Annotated in this window: 20 protein-coding genes; 14 read left to right on the top strand and 6 right to left on the bottom strand. The window is 63.3% G+C overall.

Going from position 1 to position 19,772, the window contains the following annotated elements; genetic code table 11:
- Positions 1-7 precede the first annotated feature (7 nt).
- A complete protein-coding gene (locus C8K18_RS11220; protein ID WP_006046611.1) occupies positions 8-424 on the bottom strand; it encodes a 4a-hydroxytetrahydrobiopterin dehydratase in 417 nt (138 codons plus the stop codon).
- 537 nt (positions 425-961) lie between these two features.
- Between C8K18_RS11220 and C8K18_RS11215 the strand changes: the two genes are divergently transcribed.
- The 11 genes from C8K18_RS11215 to C8K18_RS11165 all read left to right on the top strand — a co-directional run bounded on the left by C8K18_RS11215 (position 962) and on the right by C8K18_RS11165 (position 11,640).
- A complete protein-coding gene (locus tag C8K18_RS11215) occupies positions 962-2,782 on the top strand; it encodes a methanol/ethanol family PQQ-dependent dehydrogenase (protein WP_006046612.1) in 1,821 nt (606 codons plus the stop codon).
- 106 nt (positions 2,783-2,888) lie between these two features.
- Complete coding sequence (locus C8K18_RS11210; protein ID WP_006046613.1) at positions 2,889-3,308, top strand: c-type cytochrome; 420 nt, start codon at positions 2,889-2,891, stop codon at positions 3,306-3,308.
- A gap of 28 nt (positions 3,309-3,336) precedes the next feature.
- Positions 3,337-4,248 carry a substrate-binding domain-containing protein gene (locus tag C8K18_RS11205; RefSeq protein ID WP_006046614.1) on the top strand — a complete coding sequence of 304 codons (912 nt, stop codon included), beginning with the start codon at positions 3,337-3,339 and terminating at the stop codon, positions 4,246-4,248.
- A 122-nt stretch (positions 4,249-4,370) separates the two neighbouring features.
- Positions 4,371-5,147, top strand: a complete 777-nt coding sequence (locus tag C8K18_RS11200; protein ID WP_375135811.1) for a hypothetical protein — start codon at positions 4,371-4,373, stop codon at positions 5,145-5,147.
- A gap of 12 nt (positions 5,148-5,159) precedes the next feature.
- The gene (locus C8K18_RS11195; RefSeq protein WP_029965957.1) at positions 5,160-6,146 is read left to right on the top strand and encodes a LysR family transcriptional regulator; all 987 of its coding nucleotides are present in this window, start codon (positions 5,160-5,162) and stop codon (positions 6,144-6,146) included.
- 53 nt (positions 6,147-6,199) lie between these two features.
- Positions 6,200-7,219 carry a MoxR family ATPase gene (locus tag C8K18_RS11190; protein ID WP_107707491.1) on the top strand — a complete coding sequence of 340 codons (1,020 nt, stop codon included), beginning with the start codon at positions 6,200-6,202 and terminating at the stop codon, positions 7,217-7,219.
- 3 nt (positions 7,220-7,222) lie between these two features.
- Entirely contained in the window at positions 7,223-8,110 is an 888-nt protein-coding gene (locus C8K18_RS11185; protein ID WP_107707490.1) for a DUF58 domain-containing protein, read from the top strand.
- Positions 8,107-9,042: a calcium incorporation protein MxaA gene (locus tag C8K18_RS11180; RefSeq protein WP_107707489.1), complete on the top strand. Its 936-nt coding sequence runs from the start codon at positions 8,107-8,109 to the stop codon at positions 9,040-9,042. Before C8K18_RS11185 ends, C8K18_RS11180 begins: the two co-directional genes overlap by 4 nt.
- The gene (locus tag C8K18_RS11175; protein ID WP_029965954.1) at positions 9,039-10,028 is read left to right on the top strand and encodes a VWA domain-containing protein; all 990 of its coding nucleotides are present in this window, start codon (positions 9,039-9,041) and stop codon (positions 10,026-10,028) included. The genes C8K18_RS11180 and C8K18_RS11175 overlap by 4 nt, the downstream gene beginning before the upstream one ends.
- Positions 10,025-10,600: an MxaK protein gene (locus C8K18_RS11170; RefSeq protein WP_107707488.1), complete on the top strand. Its 576-nt coding sequence runs from the start codon at positions 10,025-10,027 to the stop codon at positions 10,598-10,600. Before C8K18_RS11175 ends, C8K18_RS11170 begins: the two co-directional genes overlap by 4 nt.
- Before the next feature lie 44 nt (positions 10,601-10,644).
- The gene (locus tag C8K18_RS11165) at positions 10,645-11,640 is read left to right on the top strand and encodes a VWA domain-containing protein (protein ID WP_107707487.1); all 996 of its coding nucleotides are present in this window, start codon (positions 10,645-10,647) and stop codon (positions 11,638-11,640) included.
- 18 nt (positions 11,641-11,658) lie between these two features.
- Here the strand turns inward: C8K18_RS11165 and C8K18_RS11160 are convergent, their stop codons facing one another.
- Entirely contained in the window at positions 11,659-12,303 is a 645-nt protein-coding gene (locus C8K18_RS11160) for a transcriptional regulator (protein WP_006046623.1), read from the bottom strand.
- Between the two features lie 106 nt (positions 12,304-12,409).
- A complete protein-coding gene (locus C8K18_RS11155) occupies positions 12,410-13,378 on the bottom strand; it encodes an ornithine cyclodeaminase family protein (protein WP_107707486.1) in 969 nt (322 codons plus the stop codon).
- 238 nt (positions 13,379-13,616) lie between these two features.
- Between C8K18_RS11155 and C8K18_RS11150 the strand changes: the two genes are divergently transcribed.
- Both C8K18_RS11150 and C8K18_RS11145 read left to right on the top strand, forming a co-directional pair.
- A complete protein-coding gene (locus C8K18_RS11150; protein WP_006046625.1) occupies positions 13,617-14,417 on the top strand; it encodes an ABC transporter substrate-binding protein in 801 nt (266 codons plus the stop codon).
- A gap of 28 nt (positions 14,418-14,445) precedes the next feature.
- The gene (locus tag C8K18_RS11145) at positions 14,446-15,687 is read left to right on the top strand and encodes an FAD-binding oxidoreductase (protein WP_107707485.1); all 1,242 of its coding nucleotides are present in this window, start codon (positions 14,446-14,448) and stop codon (positions 15,685-15,687) included.
- A gap of 39 nt (positions 15,688-15,726) precedes the next feature.
- Here C8K18_RS11145 and C8K18_RS11140 read toward each other — a convergent pair whose 3' ends face one another.
- Together C8K18_RS11140 and C8K18_RS11135 are read right to left on the bottom strand one after the other, a co-directional pair.
- Positions 15,727-16,647, bottom strand: coding sequence for a DUF4922 domain-containing protein (locus C8K18_RS11140; protein ID WP_107707484.1), 921 nt, complete (start codon positions 16,645-16,647; stop codon positions 15,727-15,729).
- A 68-nt stretch (positions 16,648-16,715) separates the two neighbouring features.
- Entirely contained in the window at positions 16,716-17,537 is an 822-nt protein-coding gene (locus C8K18_RS11135; RefSeq protein WP_171800019.1) for a LysR substrate-binding domain-containing protein, read from the bottom strand.
- Between the two features lie 124 nt (positions 17,538-17,661).
- Between C8K18_RS11135 and C8K18_RS11130 the strand changes: the two genes are divergently transcribed.
- Positions 17,662-18,513 (top strand): alpha/beta fold hydrolase, encoded by an 852-nt coding sequence (locus tag C8K18_RS11130; RefSeq protein ID WP_107707483.1) that lies wholly within the window; start codon positions 17,662-17,664, stop codon positions 18,511-18,513.
- 18 nt (positions 18,514-18,531) lie between these two features.
- Here the strand turns inward: C8K18_RS11130 and C8K18_RS11125 are convergent, their stop codons facing one another.
- The gene (locus tag C8K18_RS11125) at positions 18,532-19,755 is read right to left on the bottom strand and encodes an acyltransferase (RefSeq protein WP_107707604.1); all 1,224 of its coding nucleotides are present in this window, start codon (positions 19,753-19,755) and stop codon (positions 18,532-18,534) included.
- Between the last annotated feature and the right edge of the window lie 17 nt (positions 19,756-19,772).

Here is a 19,772-nt window from a genome sequence, read left to right as displayed (position 1 = left end):
CGTCGCGTCAACCGCCTTCCGATGTTTCCGGCGCCTGCGATGGCTTCGGCGCGTCGTACTTGATATAGCGGAAGCGCTGGTCGTCGGTGGGCGTGCCTTCCAGTGGACCGCCCTCGGTGGCCGGCTGCCACTGGATGAACGACTCGATCTTGCCGGCGAGCGCGAAGTCCTTGTCGGTGATGCCCTTCGCCGAATGCGTCTTGAGCTTCACGATCACGAATGCATAGGAGACCGTCAGATCCGGGTGATGCCAGGCGGCCTCCGCGAGATGACCCACCGCGTTTACCACCATCAGCGTTCCCTTCCAGCCTTCGGTGCGGTATTTGCGCCGCAACCAGCCGTCTTCGACATACCAGTGCTGTAGCGGACCGACGAGACGTTGCTGGATCTCGTCGTCGGAATAGACCTTTTCTGTGCTTGCCATGATCGCTGCTCCGCAAATGTTGGATCGCAAAGTCGGATCGCAATGTTGAATCGATCGCTCGGCCTCATGTTGCGCTGCAATTGATGCGCCATGCGACTGGCGGATGGACCGACGCATCGCGCGAACCGCTTTGCATGCAGCCTGCCTCGCGACGGACACGCTTCGTATCGGGCCATGACACAGTATGTCCCACATGCCGCGCATCGGTGGTGTCACGGCGTGACACAGTTGCCGTGCGTCGCCCGTCATTGGTGTTTCATCCACGTGTCACATGCCAAGGCCGACGACGCCCGACGCGCCGCGCGCGGCTTGATGCGATGTGACCGCGCGGCGTTTGACGCTCGCCTCGTAACAGCGCCTGCGCTGTGCGCCGCTGCCGCATCGGCATGGAATATGCGTTGGCCGACATGCGCCGCAAAACCCGACAACGATCGGGAATGGCGTTGATCGTTACCCTGCTCCGTGGTGGCGCGCCCGGTGCTGCGAGGTAGCGTGGGTCATTCGTGAGTTGAACAGCAAGACCATTCTGGAGGAGACATGAACTTACGCACCACGGTTCTTGGGCTCGCGATCCTCGCGTCGGCAGCCTTGAGCTCTATCGTTGCACAGGCCGATTCGCAGCTCGACGGGCTCATGAAAAGTCCGTCTAACTGGGCGGCTCAGGCAGGCGATTATGCCAACCACCGCTACAGCCCACTCAAGCAGATCAACGAAAGCAACGTCGGCAAACTTCAGGTCGCATGGACCATGTCGACCGGCGTGCTGCGCGGCCATGAAGGCGCGCCGCTCGTGATCGGCGACACCATGTATATCCACTCGCCGTTCCCTAACAAGGTGATTGCGATCAACCTCAAGGATCAGACTTTCATCTGGCAGTACCAGCCGAAACAGGACGACTCGGTTGTGTCCGTGATGTGCTGCGACACGGTTAATCGCGGACTCGCTTATGGCGACGGCAAGATCTTCCTGCAACAGGCCGACACCAAGCTCGTCGCGTTGAACGCGAAAACCGGCGACGTCGTGTGGAGCGCGCAGAACGGCAATCCGAAAGCCGGCGAAACCAACACCAATGCGCCGCACGTATTCGGCGACAAGGTGCTGACGGGCATCTCGGGCGGCGAGTTCGGCGTTCGCGGACGCCTGATCGCCTACGACATCAAGACGGGCAAGCCGGTCTGGACCGCATTTAGCACGGGCCCGGACAAGGACATGCTGATGGACCCCGACAAGACGATGACCTACACCGACGGCAAGATGGTGCCGGTTGGCGCAGACTCGTCGCTGAAGTCATGGAAGGGCGATCAGTGGAAGCTGGGCGGCGGCACCACGTGGGGCTGGTATGCGTGGGACCCGAAGCTCAACCTTGTCTACTACGGCACCGGCAATCCGGGCACATGGAACCCGACGCAGCGTCCCGGCGACAACAAGTGGTCGATGTCGATCATGGCCCGCGATCTGAATACCGGCATGGCGAAGTGGGTCTATCAGATGACGCCTCACGACGAGTGGGACTATGACGGCGTCAATGAAATGATCCTGTCGGATCTGACCATCGACGGCAAGAAGGTGCCCGCCATCGTTCACTTCGACCGCAACGGCTTCGGCTACACGTTGAACCGCGAGAGCGGCCAACTGCTCGTCGCGCAGAAGTACGATCCGGCCGTGAACTGGGCGGACAGCGTGGACCTGAAGAGCGGCAAGCCGATCCGCAATGCGGCTTATTCGACGCAGGCAGCCGGTTCGGATCACAACGTGAAGGGCATCTGTCCGGCGGCGCTCGGCTCGAAGGACCAGCAGCCCGCGGCGTTCGACCCGAACTCGAGCCTCTTCCTCGTGCCGACGAATCACGTTTGCATGGACTACGAACCGTTCGATGTCGATTACGTGTCGGGTCAGCCGTATGTGGGCGCGACGCTGTCGATGTATCCGGGTCCGAACGAGAACAACGCGATGGGCAACTTCATCGCGTGGGATGCGGCGAAGGGCAAGATCGTCTGGTCCAAGCCGGAGAAGTTCTCGGTGTGGTCGGGCGCGCTCGCTACCGCTGGCGGCATCGCGTTCTACGGCACGCTCGAAGGCTACCTGAAGGCAGTCCGCATCAAGGACGGCAAGGAACTGTGGCGCTTCAAGACGCCGTCGGGAATCATCGGCAACGTGTTCACGTATCAGTATCAGGGCAAGCAATACGTGGGCGTGTACTCGGGCATCGGCGGCTGGGCCGGCATCGGCATGGCGGCAGGACTCGAGAAGTCGACGGAAGGTCTGGGCGCAGTGGGCGGCTATCGCGAACTCGCGAAGTACACGGCGCTCGGCGGCACGCTGTTCGTGTTCGCCATCCCTGGCGGTGCCGGCGGTTAATCAACGGCTGGTTCAATAACAGTTGGTTCAATTGAGTCATGGGTCCGCGTCGCTGCACGAAGCAGCCGGCGCGGCCCTTTCCCGAGGATCGAGGAGACATCTGCATATGAAAGGCCGATCAATCTTGTTGGGAGCGGCGTTGCCGGTCCTTTTCGTCGTGCTGCCTGTCGCGTACGCTCAGACCAATCCCGCGATTGCCCAGGTGGCGTACAAGGTGGTCGACGGCAGCAAGGTGGACAGCAACACGTTGCAAGGATGGAAGACCTGGCGCGCGCTTGCCTGTGAACGCTGCCACGGCGCGCAGCAGCAGGGCATGGTGGGGCCGTCGCTCGTCGAGGCGTTCAAGACGCTCGACAAGAACGAGTTTCATCGCACCGTGTTTGGCGGGCGGGTCGAGAAGGGCATGCCCGACTTCAGTTCCAGCCAGATGATGCAAAAGAACTGGGAGAACCTTTACGCCTATCTGAAAGGGCGTTCGGACGGGCAGATCAAGCCCGGCGATCTGCAGGCCATCGACGCAAAATAGCGCGCGGCTTTACTTCAGGAGGTGATCGATGCGTCATCGTCATTCAATGCACGTGCATGCCGCGCTCGTGGCAGGCGCGCTTTGCTATGCGGCGCTCGCAAGCGGCGCAGTGCGCGCCCAGGGCGAGGCGCTGCCCAACAACGACGGCGCCGACGGCGTGCTGCGCGTCTGCGCGGACCCGAACAACATGCCCCTGTCGAACAACAAGGGCGAAGGTTACGAGAACCGCATCGCGAGCCAGATGGCGAGCGACTTCGGCTACAAGCTCGAATACACATATTTTCCGCAGCGCATGGGCTTCGTGCGTCATACGTTGCGCGAGAAGGTGGCCGATACCGGCGCGTACAAATGCGATCTGATCATCGGCGTGCCGAAAGGCTACGACATGACATCGACGACGCAGCCCTATCTGCGCTCGACGTATGCAATGGTGTTCAAGAAGCGGCCCGAACTGGCCGGCATCAATACGCCCGACGATCTGCTCAAGCTGCCGCCCGATCAACTTCATAAGCTGCGTTTCGGCATCTTCACGCAGACGCCTGCCGTCGACTGGCTGCTCGGTCATAACCTGATCGATCAGGCGGTGTCGTATCAGGTGCAAAGCGGCGATCCGCAGGAATATCCCGGCCAGATGATCGAACGCGATCTGCAGGCGGGCAATGTCGACGTGGTGTTTCTGTGGGGGCCGATTGCCGGTTACTTCGCGAAGCGCTCGGGCGATTCGGTGAAGCTCGTGCCGTTCCCGGCCACGCCGGGCATCCGCTTCGACTATACGATTTCGATGGGCGTGCGCTACGGCGAGAAAGCGTGGAAGGACAAGGTCGATCAATGGATCGGCGCGAACCACGACAAGATCGACAGCATTCTCACGAGCTATGAAGTGCCGCTGCTGAAACCGGTCGACGCACCGGCGGGCAAACCCGCGGACGCGTCGCCATGACGGCGGAGTGTGGTGGGTTTCCCGGCGGTATTCCTGACGACGGCGTGAGCGGCGGTATTAACAACGGCAGGCGGCGCGTGCTCGCGGCGTGCGCCGCGAGCATCGCTTGCGTGACGGGCGCAATGGGCGCGATGGGCGTCGTTGTAGCCAACGCGCAAGCGGCCACGCCTGCACCCGCATCCGCGCCGGGCGCGAGCGATATTTCGCCCGCCGAGCGGCTCATCTTCACGACCGATCATCTGCACGGCGTCGAGCAGCAAACCGAACTCGACTACGCGTTGCTCAGCTCCGACGCGTCCGCGCACGGCAGCGACACCGTCAAGGTACTCGTGACGAGCGCCGACAATGCGAAGGGCGACGCCCAGGTGTCCGATAAACGCGGCGCGGTTCCGTTGCCGAACGGCGGCTTGCAGTGCAATCCCGTCATCATCTATTTTCTCGAGCGCGACATCGCCGAGATGGAGCAGTTGACGGGCGGAAAACGCCGCTATTTCCAGCAGCGCCTGCGGCTCGCGCTCGCCGCCGGGCCGAAGATCGAAACGGTGACGAGCCAGATCGGCGGCAAGGCGGTGAAGGCGCAGCAGATCGTCGTGCAGCCGTATCTCGACGATCCCAACGCCGCGCGTTTTCCGCAATACACGGGCAAGCGCTATACGTTTCTGATCGCGAGTACGGTGCCGGGCCAGGTCGCGATGATTCGCACGGAAGTGCCGGGCGCCAACAACGATTTCGCGCATCCGCTGCAAAGCCGCGCGCTCAGTTTTCAGGCTGTGTTGCGCAAGCTGACGCCGCCGGGGAATGCACCAAATGCACCGAACGCGCCTGGCGCGCCGAACAACGCGCCGCGTTCGCCGAACGAGCCCGTCACGCCGTCGAACGCGCCGCGCGCGAGCCGGTAGCGGCGCATGGCCTTGAATTTCATCCGCTCGCTCACGCTGCGTCAGTTGCAGATTTTCGTCGTGGCGAGCCGCTATACGAGCTTCGCGCGCGCGGCCGAGGAATTGCATCTGACGCAGCCGGCCGTGTCGATGCAGATTCATCAACTCGAGGAAGCCGTGGGCCTGCGTCTGTTCGAACGGATTGCGCGCAAGCTCGCATTGACCGAGGCCGGCGAGAAGTTCAGCCATCACGCGAGCCGCATTCTCGGCGAGATCAAGGACGCCGAAGATGCGATGACCTCGCTCAAGCAGGCCGACAGCGGCTCGATCGCGGTGGGCATCGTCAGTTCCGCGACGTATTTCGCGCCCAAGCTGCTCGCGATGTATTCGCGCATCTACCCGAAAGTCGACGTTCACTTTTCGGTCGGCAATCGCGACGCGCTATTGCGTCTGTTGCAGGACAACGCGATCGATCTCGCGATCATGGGCCGGCCGCCTCCGGAGTTGGACACGACGACCGAGCCGCTCGCATGGCATCCGCAAGTGGTGATCGCGCCGGTCGATCATCCGCTCGTGGGCGCGCAACGATTCGACTTGCAGGAGCTGCGCGGCGACACGTTTCTGGTGCGCGAGCCTGGTTCGGGCACGCGCATGGCCGCGGAGGAAATGTTCCGCCAGCATCTGTTCACGCCCGCGAAAGTCGTCACGCTGGGCAGTAACGAAACGATCAAGCAGGCGGTGATCGCTGGCATGGGCGTGAGCCTCATTTCGCTGCACACGCTGCTGCTTGAACTGCGTACCGGCGAACTCGCCCTGCTCGATGTGAACGGCACGCCGATCGAGCGGACGTGGCAGATCGTGCATTTGCGCGCCAAGCAGCTTTCGCCGACCTGCATGATCTTCCGGCAGTTCCTGCTCGAGGAGGCCGCAGCTTATCTGGAGCGCGAGTATGCGGGGTTCGTGCCGTCGCCGGGAAGATCGAAGGTTCTGTTAAAGGCAGTCGACGACGCATCCGCGTGAAGCGTTTTTCTTGCCGGCGGCGCGGTGTGTGCCCGCCATAGGAGATTGCACCGATGGGTTCCAGCGAACAGCTTCAGGATTGGCGTCTGCACGCGCTGCATATCGAGGAAGAAGTCGCGGGCGCGGTGATCGGCCAGTCGCAGGTGATCCGGCTCATCACCGTGGCGCTGTTTGCGCGCGGCCATGTGCTGCTCGAAGGCGGCGTCGGCGTCGGCAAGACGACCGTGTTGCGCGCGTTTGCGCGCGTGGTGGGCGGCGAGTTCGAGCGCGTCGAAGGCACGATCGATCTGATGCCGGGCGATCTCGTCTATCACACCTATGTCGATGCCGAAGGAAGGCCGCGTATCGATCCCGGTCCGCTTCTGCGGCACGGCGAGCGGCTCACCACGTTCTTCTTCAACGAGATCAATCGCGCGCGTCCGCAGGTGCAGTCGCTGCTGTTGCGTGCGATGGCCGAGCGTTCGGTGTGGGCGTTCGATCGCGAATATCGCTTTCCGCACATGACGGTGTTCGCGGATCGCAACAAGGTCGAGAAGGAAGAGACGTTCGAACTGGCGTCGGCGGCGCGCGACCGTTTTCTCTTCGAACTCGGCATGCCGACGCCCGACGACACCGAGGTGCGCCGCGCGCTCGTGTTCGATGCCGACTATCACGACGTCGACCGGCTGCTCGCGCGCCTTTCTCCGGCCATCGTGCCGTGGGAGCAGTTGAACCAGATCGGCGCGGCGATCCAGCACAGCGTGCAATCGAGCGAGACGATAGAGCGCTATGTGCTGGACATCTGGCAGGCTACCGAAACGCCGCAGCGCTTCGGCATCGCGCTCGGCGGCGTGGACATGGAGCGGCTCATTCTCGCGGGCGCGAGTCCGCGCGGGATGAGCGCGCTGCTGCGCGCGGCGCGTGTGGTCGCGTGGCTCGCGGGCCGCACGCATCTGATTCCCGAGGACATTCACGCGGTGCTGCTGCCCGCGCTCGGCCACCGCGTGTTCTTCACGCCGATCTACGAATTGCGCCGCCAGGAACTCTCGGAGGCGTTGATGACGCAGATCGTCGGCAGACTGGCGGTGCCTTGAGCGATGAACGAGATAGCGGAATTCCACTACCGTTTGCCGATGCGCTCATCGGGCGTTCGGCCCGGCTCGCATCGTGGATCGAGCTTCGGCGCTGGCCAGGAATTCGCGATGCACGGGCGCCTCTTCGACTATCCCGATCCGCGCCGTCTCGATCTGCGGGCGAGCGTGCGCGCGGCGCGCTCCGAATGGCTCGTGCGGGTGCATTTGCAGCGCGCGGCGGTGCCGGTGCAGGTGCTTGTCGATGTGTCCGCGTCGATGCGCTTCGGCAGTCGTCAAACGAAACTGGAGGTGGCCGCGGATTTCGTCGAGGCATTGGGTTATAGCGCATTTCGTGTGGGCGATCCGTTGGGCATGCTCGCCTTCGATCATGCTTCACGCGACGATCTTTTCATGCCGGCGCGCTCGGGCCGCGGCATCGGCAATCTGCTCGCGACGATGCTGCGCGGGAGCGAGAGTAATAGTTCAGACGCAAGCGCGGGGTCCGGCAACGTCAGCGAAAGTGCCGACGCACTGCGGCGCGTCGCGTCGACGCTGGCGGGCCGTCAGGCGCTGGTCTTTATCGTCTCCGATTTCCACTGGCCGCTCGCGGCCTTACCCGCCGCGCTCGACTTGCTGGTGCATTCGTACGTCGTGCCAATCGTCATATGGGATGCGGCCGAGACCGTGCCGCCCGCGGGCGGTCCGCTGCTCGCGGTCAGCGATGCCGAGTCCGGCGCGCGGCGCACGCTGTGGCTGAGCGCCGGTGTGCGGGAGCGTTGGCGCGAAGGCGTTGCAACACGCCGCGCCGAACTCTCGCAGATGTTCGGCAAGCGCGCGATCCAGCCGTTTTTTATCGAAAGCGCTTTCGATCCGGAGGCCATGTCGCGCTACTTTCTGGAGGCCGTTGCATGAGATTCGGGGGAACGCTACGCCGCATACGGGCCGCGACGATCGTCGCTATCGTGCTGCTGCCTTCGCTATTGCCGTCCACGAACGCAGCAGCCGCGAGCGGCGCCGTATTCCAGCCGACCGTGCAGGAGCCGCGCGCATTCGGCTATCTGCTCGGCGATGTGCTCACGCAACGCATACTGCTGCAAGACGGCGACCGCGAGATTGGCTCGGTGACGCCGCCTTCGCTCGGCCGCACCGATACGTGGCTCGAGCGCCGGCGCGTTCGCACCGAGACCGACGACGAGGGCCGCCGCTGGATGGCGATCGACTATCAGGTCGTCAACGTGCCAACCGCGCTCACGCAGATTGCGTTGCCCGCGTTGACGCTGCCGTCATCGTCGGGCGCGACGCTGCGGGTCGCCGAGTGGCCGATCAGTATCGGTCCCGCGACGCCTGCGAATCCGTTCAATGCCGGCGATCTGCAAGCGCTGCGGCCCGACCGCCAGGCTTTGCCGCTGCCCACTGCGCCGCTGCGCCGGCAGGCCGGCATCGCTGCGGGCTTGTCGTTGCTGACCTTGTTGTCGTGGGCGGGCTGGTGGTGGTGGCGCAATGCGCGCGAGTCGGCGCGCCTGCCGTTCGCGCGCGCGTGGCGGCAAATGCGGCGCATGCAACGCACGCAGCGCGACCCCGAGCCGCGCATGGATGCCTCCACGGATGCGTGGCTTTGCCTGCATCGCGCGTTGAACGAAACGGCGGGTCATGTCGTGCATGGCGGTTCGCTGCCGGCGCTGTTCGCACGGGCGCCGTATTTGCAACCGTTGCGCGCGCAACTGGAGCAGTTCTACCGGCAATCGGCGGAACGCTTTTTCGTGCGCGCGTCGACCGCCGAGGCCTATCCGCTCAAGACGCTGTGCGAGGCGCTGTATCGCGCGGAACAGCGTCATCAGCGATGAACAATATGGCGCTCGACTTCGCTCATCCCTGGCTGCTCGCGCTGCTGCCGCTCGCATTGCTGCCGCTGCTGCCGCGCCGCGCCGACACGCTCGCGTTTTCGTGGATCGCGTGGCTGCCGGACGATCGCGCGGGACGCTGGATCGGCGCCGTCGCGCAGGGCAGCGCCGTGCTGGCGATGCTCGCGATCGTCGTCGGTCTGGCCGGTCCTGGGCGCTCGCATCGCGAGGTATTGCGCACGGGCAGCGGCGCGCAGATTCTGATTCTGATGGACCGCAGCGCCAGCATGGACGAGCCGATCAACAGCAAGGGCGTTGAGGTCAGCGCGGGCGAATCGAAGAACAAGGTGGCGCGCGCTTCGTTGACGGAGTTCGTCGCGCAGCGGCCGAACGACCGGCTCGCGTTCATGATGTTCGGCACGAGCCCGTTGCTGGCGATGCCGTTCACGTACGACCATCGCGCGATCGACGCCGCCATCGCCGGTACGAGCGTGGGCCGTGGCATGCCCGACACGCAACTCGATCTCGGGCTGCTGACTGCGATCGGCGAATTCAATCAGCAGCATTCGTCGAGCCGCCGCGCAATCGTGCTCGTGTCGGACGGCGGCGCGAAGCTCAATGCGCGTGTGCGTCAACTGATTGAAGACGGCCTGCTGCGCAATGACATCGCGCTCTACTTCATCTACTTGCGAAGCAGCATTTACAGTCCCGACCTGAATGCGAAGGTGCCGGCGAGCGAGTCGTCGGCGGAAGCGGAATTGCACCGCTATTTTCTTTCGCTGAAGACACCTTATCGTTTGTTCCAGACGGGTAATGCAAAAGCAATGAGGGACGCGATGGCCGAAATCAACCGGCAGCAGAATGCGCAGACGACGTTCGTCGAGCGTTTGCCGCGCGAGGATCTGAGTTCGTATTGCTTCGCGGCAGCGCTTGCGAGTTGCGTGCTGCTCATCGCATTGCGGTTCTTTCAGGTTCGGGTGTGGGCATGAAGCGCGCGTCGGTGCATGTCATCTTCGGGGCGGTCGCGCTGTGTTGTGCGGCGGTGGCCGCTTATGACTGGCTGCGATTGCGTCACGCGGAAGAGGTGAATCAGGTCGTGGCCGCTAGCGCTACCGCTACCGCCGGCAAGGCAGCCGCGAAGCAGGCGCCGCGCAGCGCCGGCAGCATGGACGACGCGCCGCAAGTCCGACTCGCGCGTGCGATCGCGCTGTCGAAAGAGGGCGCTTACGACACGGCGGGTCCTCTCTTCGAGTCGCTGATTCGCGAGCAACCCGAGAGCGACACTGGACGCGCTGCGCTGTTCGATCTCGGCAATCTGTATCTGCGCCAGGGCATCGGACATAGCCCTGCGGGCGCGGTCGAATCGCTTGCGATGGTCGAGGAAGCGAAAGCCCGCTATCGAAGCCTGCTGCGCATCGCACCCGACGATTGGGACGCGCGCTACAACCTCGAACGTGCGTTGTGGCTCGCGCCCGAGACGCGTTCCGCGTCAAGTGCGCCTGACGTCAAGGAGCAGCACGACATCAAGGTGCGCGATCCCGAAAGCAGGGACTTGCCGTGAGCCTGCGCGCATCCATGCGAGGCTTTTTTACTGGACGTCACTGGATGACGGCAGCCGCGCTCGTGCTGCTGATTCTCGCGCTTGCGATGCCGCCGGTCGCGTTGCCGCGGGATACGTCGAGCTACATCGTCACATTCGATATTACGCAGAGCATGAACGTAGAAGATGCGATGCTCGACGGTGCGCCGGTGAGCCGGCTCGTGTTCGCGCGTGCCGCGATGCGCGAGGCGCTCGGGCAATTGCCGTGCGGGTCGAAAATCGGCTGGAGTGCGTTCACCGGGCAGCGCAGTTTTCTGCTGCTGCCGCCCGTCGAAGTGTGCGGCAACTACGATGCGCTGCTGGCGTCGCTCGATCGGATCGACGGGCACATGCGCTGGACGAACTACAGCCGCATCGCCGAGGGCGGCGTTTATTCGGCGGTTCGCGTGGCGCAGGAGATTGGCGACAGCACGGCAGTCGTCTTCGTCACCGATGGCCAGGAAGCGCCGCCGCTGCTGCCCTCCGATGCACTCAAGCAGGACATCAATCCCGCGCACGTGAAGGGCTGGCTGATCGGCGTGGGCGGCGATCAGCCGGCGCCGATTCCGCGCAGCGACGCGCACGGCAATCGCATCGGCTACTGGCAGGCGGATGAGGTCGTGCAGGTTCCGCAGATGCATGCGTCAGCGGCTCATGCGGCCAGTCACGAGGAACGGTCCGCGTTGCAAGGGCATTATTTGAGCGCGGTGGCCCGGCAGGTCGGCTTCGGTTATCGGCGTTTGATGGACGCGGAGTCGTTGCGCGACGCGATGCTCGATACGCGGCTCGCTCACCGCGAAACGGTGCCGACCGATTTGCGCTGGTGTCCCGCGGTGCTCGCGCTGCTGCTGCTCGTCTGGCGCTTTCTGCCGGGGACTGCTGTTTCTCTAGAGACGATGCGGTTTGGTACGACGCCTGTTGCGCGAATCTTTGGCCCGGCGCGGCGCGCTCGCGCGATTAGCTCATCGCCTGCCGACAGCGCTCACTACGCCGCCGCGCACAACCGCGATCTGGTCGAATAGCGCGCTGCATACGCCCACTTACGCGGCTGCTCCGCGCAGATCGCGGATATGTTGATAGACGGTGGCGCGGCCCATTCCCAGCACGCTCGCCACATAGTTCGCCGCGCTCTTGCCTTTGAACGCGCCTTCGGCCCACAACGCTTCCACCAGTTCGCGGCGATGGTCGCGCGTCAGCGAATTCAGCGCGAGTTGACGCTCCTGAAGCCACGCGTGAAGAAACGTGTTGATGCGCTCCTGCCAGTCGTCCTTGAAGAGTTCCTCGGGTTGCTTCACGACGCCCGCACCTGAAATCACGCGGTCGATCACATGCTTGACGTCCTCGAACACGGCGATGTTGTAGTTCACGCACATCACGCCGACCGCCACGTCCGCGTCGTCGAATAGCACGGTGCTCACACAGCGCATGCGCCTGCCGTCCCAGTTGATCTTTTCATAAGGCCCGATCGTGCCGGACTCGACCGTGTGATCGATTTCCTCCAGCGCGGACTCGTCGCCGATCTCGCGCTTGGACAGATTGTTCGCGATGTACGCGACCGTCTGGCTGTGCAGGTCGTGAATGACGATCTCGACGTAGGGGAAAAAAAGCAGCGCGATGCCGTCCGCGACACGGCTGTATCGATCCAGAAGCAGGCGGCGCGTGGCCGTTGTCTTGGTCTTTCGCATAGGGCAGGTGGGTTCCGGTTTCGCAGAGGCTACAACGCGTCGGCTCGCGCGTCATTTTGCCATGAGCGACGCGTGCGGCCGCTTAGGCGGCATCGCTGCATCGACGCTATTGCGCGGTCAGATGCCTGAAGAGTTCGGATGCGATTGCCACGTCTTCGAGTCCAAGCCCAATCGAGCGGAAAAACGCGTGCTTCTCATAGGACGGCCGCGCCGCGATACCGGCGACGAGTTCGGGCAGATCGCCCGCCACGTTGCGTGCTTGCCAGCCGTGCTGCTCAATGGCCAGTTTCATTTCGCCCGCGCTTGCCGGAGTGGTTTGTCTGTAGTCGCAGTACACGTCCATTGCGGGAATCCACGCGGGCGGGATCTCGTGAGCGTTTGCCGCGTTCGTGCTGATCGATGTGATGAGCGCGGGCTTGCCGAGCATCCCGTCCGCCAGCACGGGCGTACCGGACGACGTGCACAGCGCGACGACGTCGGCGTCTGCCACGCAATCTTCAATGCGCGTGCAGATGTCGATGCGCTCATCGAGCGCCGTGATTTTCTTCTGCGTTATTTCGTCATCCTTTAGATCGCGCGAGAAGACGCGAATGGCAGTCCACGGCCTCAGCGCCGCGAGATGGCGAAGATGAGCCTGCGCCACCGCGCCTGCGCCGACGACCGCCAGCGTGCGCGCGTCGAGTGGCGCCATATGCTCGACGGCGAGCGCGGTGGTGCCGGCCGTTCGCTCGATGGTCAGCAGCCCCGCATCGCACCACATGAGCGGCTGGCCGGTTTGCATCGACATCAATGCGGTCCACGCGGTGATCACCGGCTTCGAACCGGTCACGATGTAGGGCGACAGCTTCGCGCCGAACACCTGCGCGTCGGACATCGCGCCGAGGTACGTGATGAAGTCGCCCGCGCCGCGCGGAAAGAGCGTGAGCGTTTGCGGCGGCTGCACGGCCGCGTCGTTCGCGAGCGCACGAAACATCCGCGTCAAGGCTCCGCGCACGTCGAGATGCGGTAGCGCTTTACGAACGGTTTCTTCGTCGACGATCAGAGGAATCGCCTTGTCCGTGTGTGTCGTGCTCATGTGCCTGCTCTCCGCAACGTTTGCCGGTATCCGGCGTCACGGCCATTCTAAAGTCAAAAAGTCCAGACTGGACTTTTATTTTGAAAATCGCTTGCTTTTGCCCGAGTCCAGAATAGACTGTTGTTCCAGAGAGGGCGCGGACGCGGGTTTTCACCGACATTCGCGCGGCCTCTCCAGGCAGACAGGCGACGCCCATTCGTGCCGCTGATTCGCGATCCCCAACAGACAGGGAACCACCATGCTCCGCAAGCTCCAACTCTCTCTTTTCGTCGCCGCTGCTGTTGTGGCCGGTGCTGTCGGTTCCGTCGGCACGGCCAGCGCGGAAACCCAGAACACGTTGCGCTTCGGCATTGAAGCCGCCTATCCGCCGTTCGAAAGCAAGACCGCCACGGGTCAATTGCAGGGCTTCGACGTGGACGTCGGCAACGCGGTGTGCGCGAAGATGGCCGTGAAATGCGAGTGGGTCGAAAACGCGTTCGACGGCCTGATTCCCGCGTTGCAGGCGCGCAAGTTCGACGTCATCAATTCGGCGATGAACATCACCGCCAAGCGCAAGCAGACCATCGACTTCACGCGTCCCATCTATATCGTGCCGATCGTGATGGTCGCGAAGCGCGGCTCGGGCCTGATGCCGGATGTGAAGAGCATGCAGGGCAAGCGGGTCGGCGTGCTGCAAGGTTCGTCGCAGGAAGATTTTCTGAAGGCGCATTGGGCGAACGCGGGCGTCTCGGTCGTCTCGTACGCGGATCAGGACCAGGTGTACACCGACCTCGTCGCGGGCCGGCTCGACGCCGCGGTGCAGGAGACGCAAACGGTGGAAGACGGCTTCCTGAAGAAGCCGGCCGGCCACGACTATGCGATTGCCGGTCAGCCGCTCAGCGATCCGGCCACGCTCGGCGAAGGAACCGGCTTCGGCTTGCGCAAGGGCGACAAGGCGCTCGCGAAGAAGGTCGACGCGGCGCTCGAGGCGCTGAAGAAAGACGGCACGCTCAGCGCGCTTTCGCAGAAGTACTTCAATCGCGACATCATCGCGAAGTAATGTGTTGCGGAGCCAGCAGAGCGAGCTTATGGATTTCGATGTGATCGTGCTGGGCGCAGGAATCGTCGGCGTGTCGGCTGCGCTGCATTTGCAGAGCCGGGGCCGGCGTGTGGCGCTCGTCGACCGGCGCGCGCCCGGCGAGGAAACCAGTTTCGGCAACGCGGGGCTGATCGAGTCGTCGTCGGTCGTGCCTTACGCATTTCCGCGTAATCTCGACACGCTGCTGCGCTATGCGCGCAACCAGTCGACGGATCTTTACTGGGACTATCGCGCGTTGCCGTCGTTCGCGGGCTGGCTCGCGCGCTTCTGGTGGGAGTCGTCGCCCGAGCGGCTGATGAGCGCCGCGCGTGACATGCTGCCGCTGATTCGTCAAAGCGTCGCGGAACACGATCTGTTGATCGACCGTGCCGGTCTCGCGGATCTCGCGATCAGCAAAGGCTGGATGGAGGCGTTTCGCACGCCCGCGGAATTCGCGCGCAATGCGGCGGCCGCCGAGGCCACCGCGCGAACGCATGGACTGCGCGTGGTCGCGCTCGATGCAACGGTATTGGCGACGCACGAGCCCGGTCTCGCGGATGGATTCTGCGGCGCGCTGCACTGGCAAGACCCGAAAAGCATCGTGAATCCGGGGGCGTTGACGAAGGGTTACGCGCGTCTCTTCGAACAGGATGGCGGCACGTTGTTGACCGGCGATGCGACGACGCTGCAAGCACAAGCGGGCGCGTGGACCGTGCGCACATCGGCGGGCAGCATCAGTGCAAAAGAGGTGGTGGTGGCGCTCGGTCCGTGGTCCGACCAGGTGTTCGAACCGCTCGGCTATCGCATTCCGCTGCGCGCAAAACGCGGCTATCACATGCACTATCGGCCGACGAAGCCGATGCTGTCCATGCCTTACGTCGATTCCGAACAAGGCTACGTGGTCGCGCCAATGCAAGGGCGCCTGCGGCTCACCACAGGCGTCGAGATCGCGCGGCGCGACGCGAAGCCGACCGGCATTCAGCTCGAACGCGCGGAGCGCTCGGCGAAGTCGGTGTTTGGACTCGGCGAGCGGCTCGATGCGAACCCGTGGCTCGGCTTGCGTCCGTGCACGCCGGACATGCGGCCTATCATCGGACCGGCGCCGCGTCATACAGGTCTATGGTTTTGTTTCGGCCACAACCATCATGGATTGACGCTCGGTCCGGTGACGGGGCGGCTTCTCGCCGAAGTGATGGCGGGCGTAGAGCCTTTTGCGGATGCGCGTCCGTTTCGGGTCGAGCGGTTCGGGTAGACGTTTCGCGTTCAGTTGCGTCCGCTTGCGTACAACCCTCTAGGTTGCAATCGTTCCCGCAACGCGTTGCAGCACATTCATCGGACCGAGCCGCGTGATCGTTTGCATTTGCGCACCGTTCCTCACAAAAAGAGAACCGGCAAAACCCAATGCGTTGACTGCGATGCCCTCAGTGCTTTCGACAGAGCGCGGCACGAGCATCATCCATCGCGTGGTGACGAGCAGATTGTAGGGCGCCGATTGCCGCGCTTCACCGTCTACTTCAATAGCGTGCAAACCGCTCGCGTCGAGCAAACGCAGATACGTATCGAACGCAATGCGGGCCAGTTCCTGCGGCCTATCCGCGAGCTTCTCATCAAGCGCGGCGAACGCGTGCACAAAGCCGAGGCCGGGCACAGTGCAAACCGTGCCGTCGTTGCGCGCAGCCGCGAGCAACGGCTCGATCGGCAGATGAGGCGCGCTTTCGTCGAGTGGCAGCGGCACGATCTGCAAGTGCTTGTGCGGCTGACTCGCGCCGGCAGCCGGGCCGCCATTGTAAAAACCGAGGCTCTCGAACTGCGTGATGCAATCGAATAACGCGCGGAAATCCGCTGGATTCAGCAGGTTTTCCTGCAACTCGAAGCGGCGCGTCACGATCAGCAGATGGTGGTCGATGACGTTGAACTTGTTGAGCAGGACGATATGCGTGTCCGATAAATCGGCGACGAAGAGATCGGGCTCGCAGGGCAGAAAAGGATTGGCTGCGCGATTGCTTGGCGATTCCGTCTTGCGTTGTTGCGCGTGCTGCTCCTTGCGTTCGAGGCTCGACACTTGGCGGATCAGGAACCGCACGCCGCCGTCTTCAATCGTCACGAGGCGCGTCTGTATGCGACGCAGCGCGCCGCAAGCCAGTGCATGCGCGGTTTGGCGCACGATGGCGGACCACAAGGTGCCCGATGATTCGCGAGGAGGCGTGTTCATGGCAATGAGCGGCTTCGGTTTTGCGCGACATGTAGCTTACTTTATACACTCGTCGCGCGAACGACGACCTAGCGCCTCAACTCCGCAATGATCTTCTCCGCGAGAAAATCGCAGGGCGGGCGCTTCGATGCCGTGCTGCGCGCGAGCACCACTTCGAGCGCCGCGATTTCGGGCAAGCCCTGCGCCTGGCCGAGTAGCGCGAAGTGCGCGGGAACGGCGCATTGCGCGAGCGGAACGACCGCAAGACCAGCCTCGGCCATCGACACGAGTCCCATCAGGCTCGGGCTTTCATACGACGTGCGATAGCTGATTCGCGCCTGTTCAAGGCTGCGGATCGCATTTTCGCGCGCGACGCTGCCAGGCAAGAACACCGCGATCGGCAAGGGCCGTTCGCGCCAGATGTCGTGCGCGCTCGGCGACGCGGCCCACACCATCGGCTCAAGTCGCAGAAACTCGCCTGCCAGACCCTTCACGCGCGTCGCGCAGACGAGATCGACCGAACCGTCTTTCACCATCGGCGCGAGTGCGACGCTCGGCAGGCCGACCACCCGAATCTCAACCTTCGGATAGGTCGCGGAAAATTTCTTGAGGATGGGCGGCAGCAGCGACGACGCGTAGTCGTCCGGCACGCCGATGCTCACGCGGCCGGTCACGTCGGGCCGGACCACGGCGGCCCACGCTTCGTCGCGCAACGCCAGCATGCGGCGCGCGTAGGCGAGCAGCACTTCGCCGTCTTGCGTGGGCACGACGCTTCTCGGCTTGCGCACGAAAAGCGGCTTGCCGAGCGCGGTTTCGAGCGTTTTGATCTGCATGCTTACCGCCGACTGCGAGCGGTGCACGACTTCGGCCGCGCGGCTGATATTGCCGGCGTCCGCCACGGCGACGATCATCGTCATGACGTCGAGATCAAGGGCTTTCAAGGCGTGGTATCAGAAAAGTAGATGGATTCCATCAATATTACGCGATTTTCTTAAATGTTGACGTGCGGCATAGTGCTGGCAAAGGAGCCAGTGTATGAACGCCCGAACCGATTTCTCCCTGCTAGCCGCGCCCGAGCTGTCGTTTGCGACGATCGCGTCGGGCATTTGCGTGCCGTACGTCGAGTGCGGACAGGGTGAGCCGCTCGTCTTCGTGCACGGCTCGCTGTGCGACTACCGCTACTGGAGCGCGCAGACGGCGGCGTTGTCGGAGCATTTTCGCTGCATCTCGGTGAGCCTGAGCCACTATTGGCCGGCGAGCGAGGCGTGCATTCAGGGCGAATTCGGCTGGCAGACGCATGTCGCCGAACTCGCTGAATTCATCGAGGCGCTCGACATCGCGCCCGTGCATCTGGTCGGGCATTCGCGCGGCGGCTGCGTCGCATTTCACATGGCGCGCGAGTATCCGCGGCTTGTCAAGACGCTGACGCTCGCCGATCCGGGCGGTCCGTTGCAGATGGACGGCATGGCCGAGGCCGCGCTGCCGGCCGCGACGAATGCGCTGCGCGCGCGCGTGGCGGAGTTGATCGAAGGCGGCGAGATCGAAGCGGGGCTCGAGCTTTTCGTCGACTCCGTGAGTGCGCCGGGCTCGTGGCGCAAGAGTTCGATTGCGTTTCGCACGATGGCCGCCGATAACGCAGCGACTTTGCCGAAGCAGTTTCGCGATCCGTTGCCCGCGTATTCGCGTGAGGCCGCGCGTAGCATCCAATGCAGAACGCTGTTGATCGAGGGCCAACGGAGTCCGCGTATGTTCCGCAACAACGTCGAGAAGCTCGCGGAGTGGATCGATTACGCGGACAAGCAGACAATCGCGGGCGCGTCACACGGCATGAATGTGTCGAACGCGGGCGCCTTTAATCGGCTCGTGCATTCGTTTGCGAGCTTCTGAGCGGCGGCGAAAGTTCTCTCAAAGACTTCTGGCGCCGGCTGCCGGTGCGCGCGGCCGCGTCGTGAGGAATCGGCCGCGAATCCAGTCTCTTAACGGCGCGACCAGCCGCTCCTGAAAGTACACAGCCGCGATGACCGTCCCGATCAGATACAGCGGATACGTCGCCATGCTCGGTATGACTTCTTTCGACGCCGCGACGCATTCGGAGAAATGCGCAGCGCACCATAGCGGCGACTTTCCGATCGAAAGCAGCTTCAATACTTTCATGAGAACCAGAAAGATCGGGACGTGAATCGCAAAGATGGACAGCGCCGAGTTGCCGAGACGAGTCGACAATGCCGCGAATCGCGCGGGAACCGCGAGCCCCGCGAAGACGATGACGAGCACCACTTCCGCCGGCATCAATGCGCCGTTGTGAACGACATAGCGCGTATTGAGCGGGCCGTGCGACTCGAGCCACGCAGCAATCGCGAATGAGCCTGCAAAGAAGAGCAATGCTGCGACGACCTTCGCCCGGCTTTCGTATATCGCATTGAGTTGCCCCTCGCGAAACAGTCCATACACCACGATACCCGCGAGAAATTCAGGCAGCCGCAGCACCGGATTGCGCGTGACGAAGCCGACCGCGGCTGGACCGTACCAGTGCATGAGCGTGGCGGCGACAGGCGGAATCAGATAAAGCACCCACAGCACGACCAGGAGCCGGTACTTGTTCCGGGCCTTGAGAAGGCGCGGCGCAAAGAGCGGAAACGCGAGATAGAAGAAGAACAATGTCGCCAGCGACCACGACGGCGGATTCACCGACCCATATAGCGGATACCACACCTGCAGCAGCAAGAGGTTCAGCACGTAATGGACGGCAGTTTCCGCGGGGCTCAGCGTAACGAAATGCTCTGCATCGTCGAGCGACATGATTGCGAACTGCTGAAACCCACGCGTGCCTGCCACGGAGACCAGAAGCACCAGCACAAGCGCGATCAGATGCACCGGGTAAAGATTGGACAGGCGCTTCACGAAGAATTCACGCGTGCCGCCGCGCAGTTCAGTCGTGCGTCCGAAGTAGACGTGGGCCAGAATAAAGCCCGACAGAATGAAGAACGAACTGGTGGCGAATCCGCCGAGATTGGCCAGTTCGATCAACGGCAACGTCACGTACTGCGGGTACTGATGTATCGAGTGAAAGACCATCAGATAAACGGCGAGTGCAAAGCGCAGCACGTCGAGGCCAACGAACTTGTTCATCATCAGGTCCATGCGAG

This window comes from Paraburkholderia sp. GV068 (genome assembly GCF_003058125.1).
GTDB classification, from domain to species: Bacteria; Pseudomonadota; Gammaproteobacteria; order Burkholderiales; family Burkholderiaceae; genus Paraburkholderia; species Paraburkholderia graminis.
Note: the sequence above shows the minus strand (reverse complement) of the source record. Positions and strands in the feature narration are given on the sequence as shown.

What these genes read in the sequence shown, in the direction of transcription:
- C8K18_RS11170 (WP_107707488.1), top strand. Translation starts at nt 10,025, where the DNA reads ATGAAGCGCGCGTCGGTGCATGTCATCTTCGGGGCGGTCGCGCTGTGT.
- C8K18_RS11160 (WP_006046623.1), bottom strand. Translation starts at nt 12,303, where the DNA reads ATGCGAAAGACCAAGACAACGGCCACGCGCCGCCTGCTTCTGGATCGA.
- C8K18_RS11190 (WP_107707491.1), top strand. Translation starts at nt 6,200, where the DNA reads ATGGGTTCCAGCGAACAGCTTCAGGATTGGCGTCTGCACGCGCTGCAT.
- C8K18_RS11200 (WP_375135811.1), top strand. Translation starts at nt 4,371, where the DNA reads ATGGGCGCGATGGGCGTCGTTGTAGCCAACGCGCAAGCGGCCACGCCT.
- C8K18_RS11140 (WP_107707484.1), bottom strand. Translation starts at nt 16,647, where the DNA reads ATGAACACGCCTCCTCGCGAATCATCGGGCACCTTGTGGTCCGCCATC.
- C8K18_RS11185 (WP_107707490.1), top strand. Translation starts at nt 7,223, where the DNA reads ATGAACGAGATAGCGGAATTCCACTACCGTTTGCCGATGCGCTCATCG.
- C8K18_RS11180 (WP_107707489.1), top strand. Translation starts at nt 8,107, where the DNA reads ATGAGATTCGGGGGAACGCTACGCCGCATACGGGCCGCGACGATCGTC.
- C8K18_RS11135 (WP_171800019.1), bottom strand. Translation starts at nt 17,537, where the DNA reads ATGATCGTCGCCGTGGCGGACGCCGGCAATATCAGCCGCGCGGCCGAA.
- C8K18_RS11210 (WP_006046613.1), top strand. Translation starts at nt 2,889, where the DNA reads ATGAAAGGCCGATCAATCTTGTTGGGAGCGGCGTTGCCGGTCCTTTTC.
- C8K18_RS11165 (WP_107707487.1), top strand. Translation starts at nt 10,645, where the DNA reads ATGACGGCAGCCGCGCTCGTGCTGCTGATTCTCGCGCTTGCGATGCCG.
- C8K18_RS11155 (WP_107707486.1), bottom strand. Translation starts at nt 13,378, where the DNA reads ATGAGCACGACACACACGGACAAGGCGATTCCTCTGATCGTCGACGAA.
- C8K18_RS11150 (WP_006046625.1), top strand. Translation starts at nt 13,617, where the DNA reads ATGCTCCGCAAGCTCCAACTCTCTCTTTTCGTCGCCGCTGCTGTTGTG.
- C8K18_RS11130 (WP_107707483.1), top strand. Translation starts at nt 17,662, where the DNA reads ATGAACGCCCGAACCGATTTCTCCCTGCTAGCCGCGCCCGAGCTGTCG.
- C8K18_RS11125 (WP_107707604.1), bottom strand. Translation starts at nt 19,755, where the DNA reads ATGAACAAGTTCGTTGGCCTCGACGTGCTGCGCTTTGCACTCGCCGTT.
- C8K18_RS11145 (WP_107707485.1), top strand. Translation starts at nt 14,446, where the DNA reads ATGGATTTCGATGTGATCGTGCTGGGCGCAGGAATCGTCGGCGTGTCG.
- C8K18_RS11220 (WP_006046611.1), bottom strand. Translation starts at nt 424, where the DNA reads ATGGCAAGCACAGAAAAGGTCTATTCCGACGACGAGATCCAGCAACGT.
- C8K18_RS11205 (WP_006046614.1), top strand. Translation starts at nt 3,337, where the DNA reads ATGCGTCATCGTCATTCAATGCACGTGCATGCCGCGCTCGTGGCAGGC.
- C8K18_RS11215 (WP_006046612.1), top strand. Translation starts at nt 962, where the DNA reads ATGAACTTACGCACCACGGTTCTTGGGCTCGCGATCCTCGCGTCGGCA.
- C8K18_RS11175 (WP_029965954.1), top strand. Translation starts at nt 9,039, where the DNA reads ATGAACAATATGGCGCTCGACTTCGCTCATCCCTGGCTGCTCGCGCTG.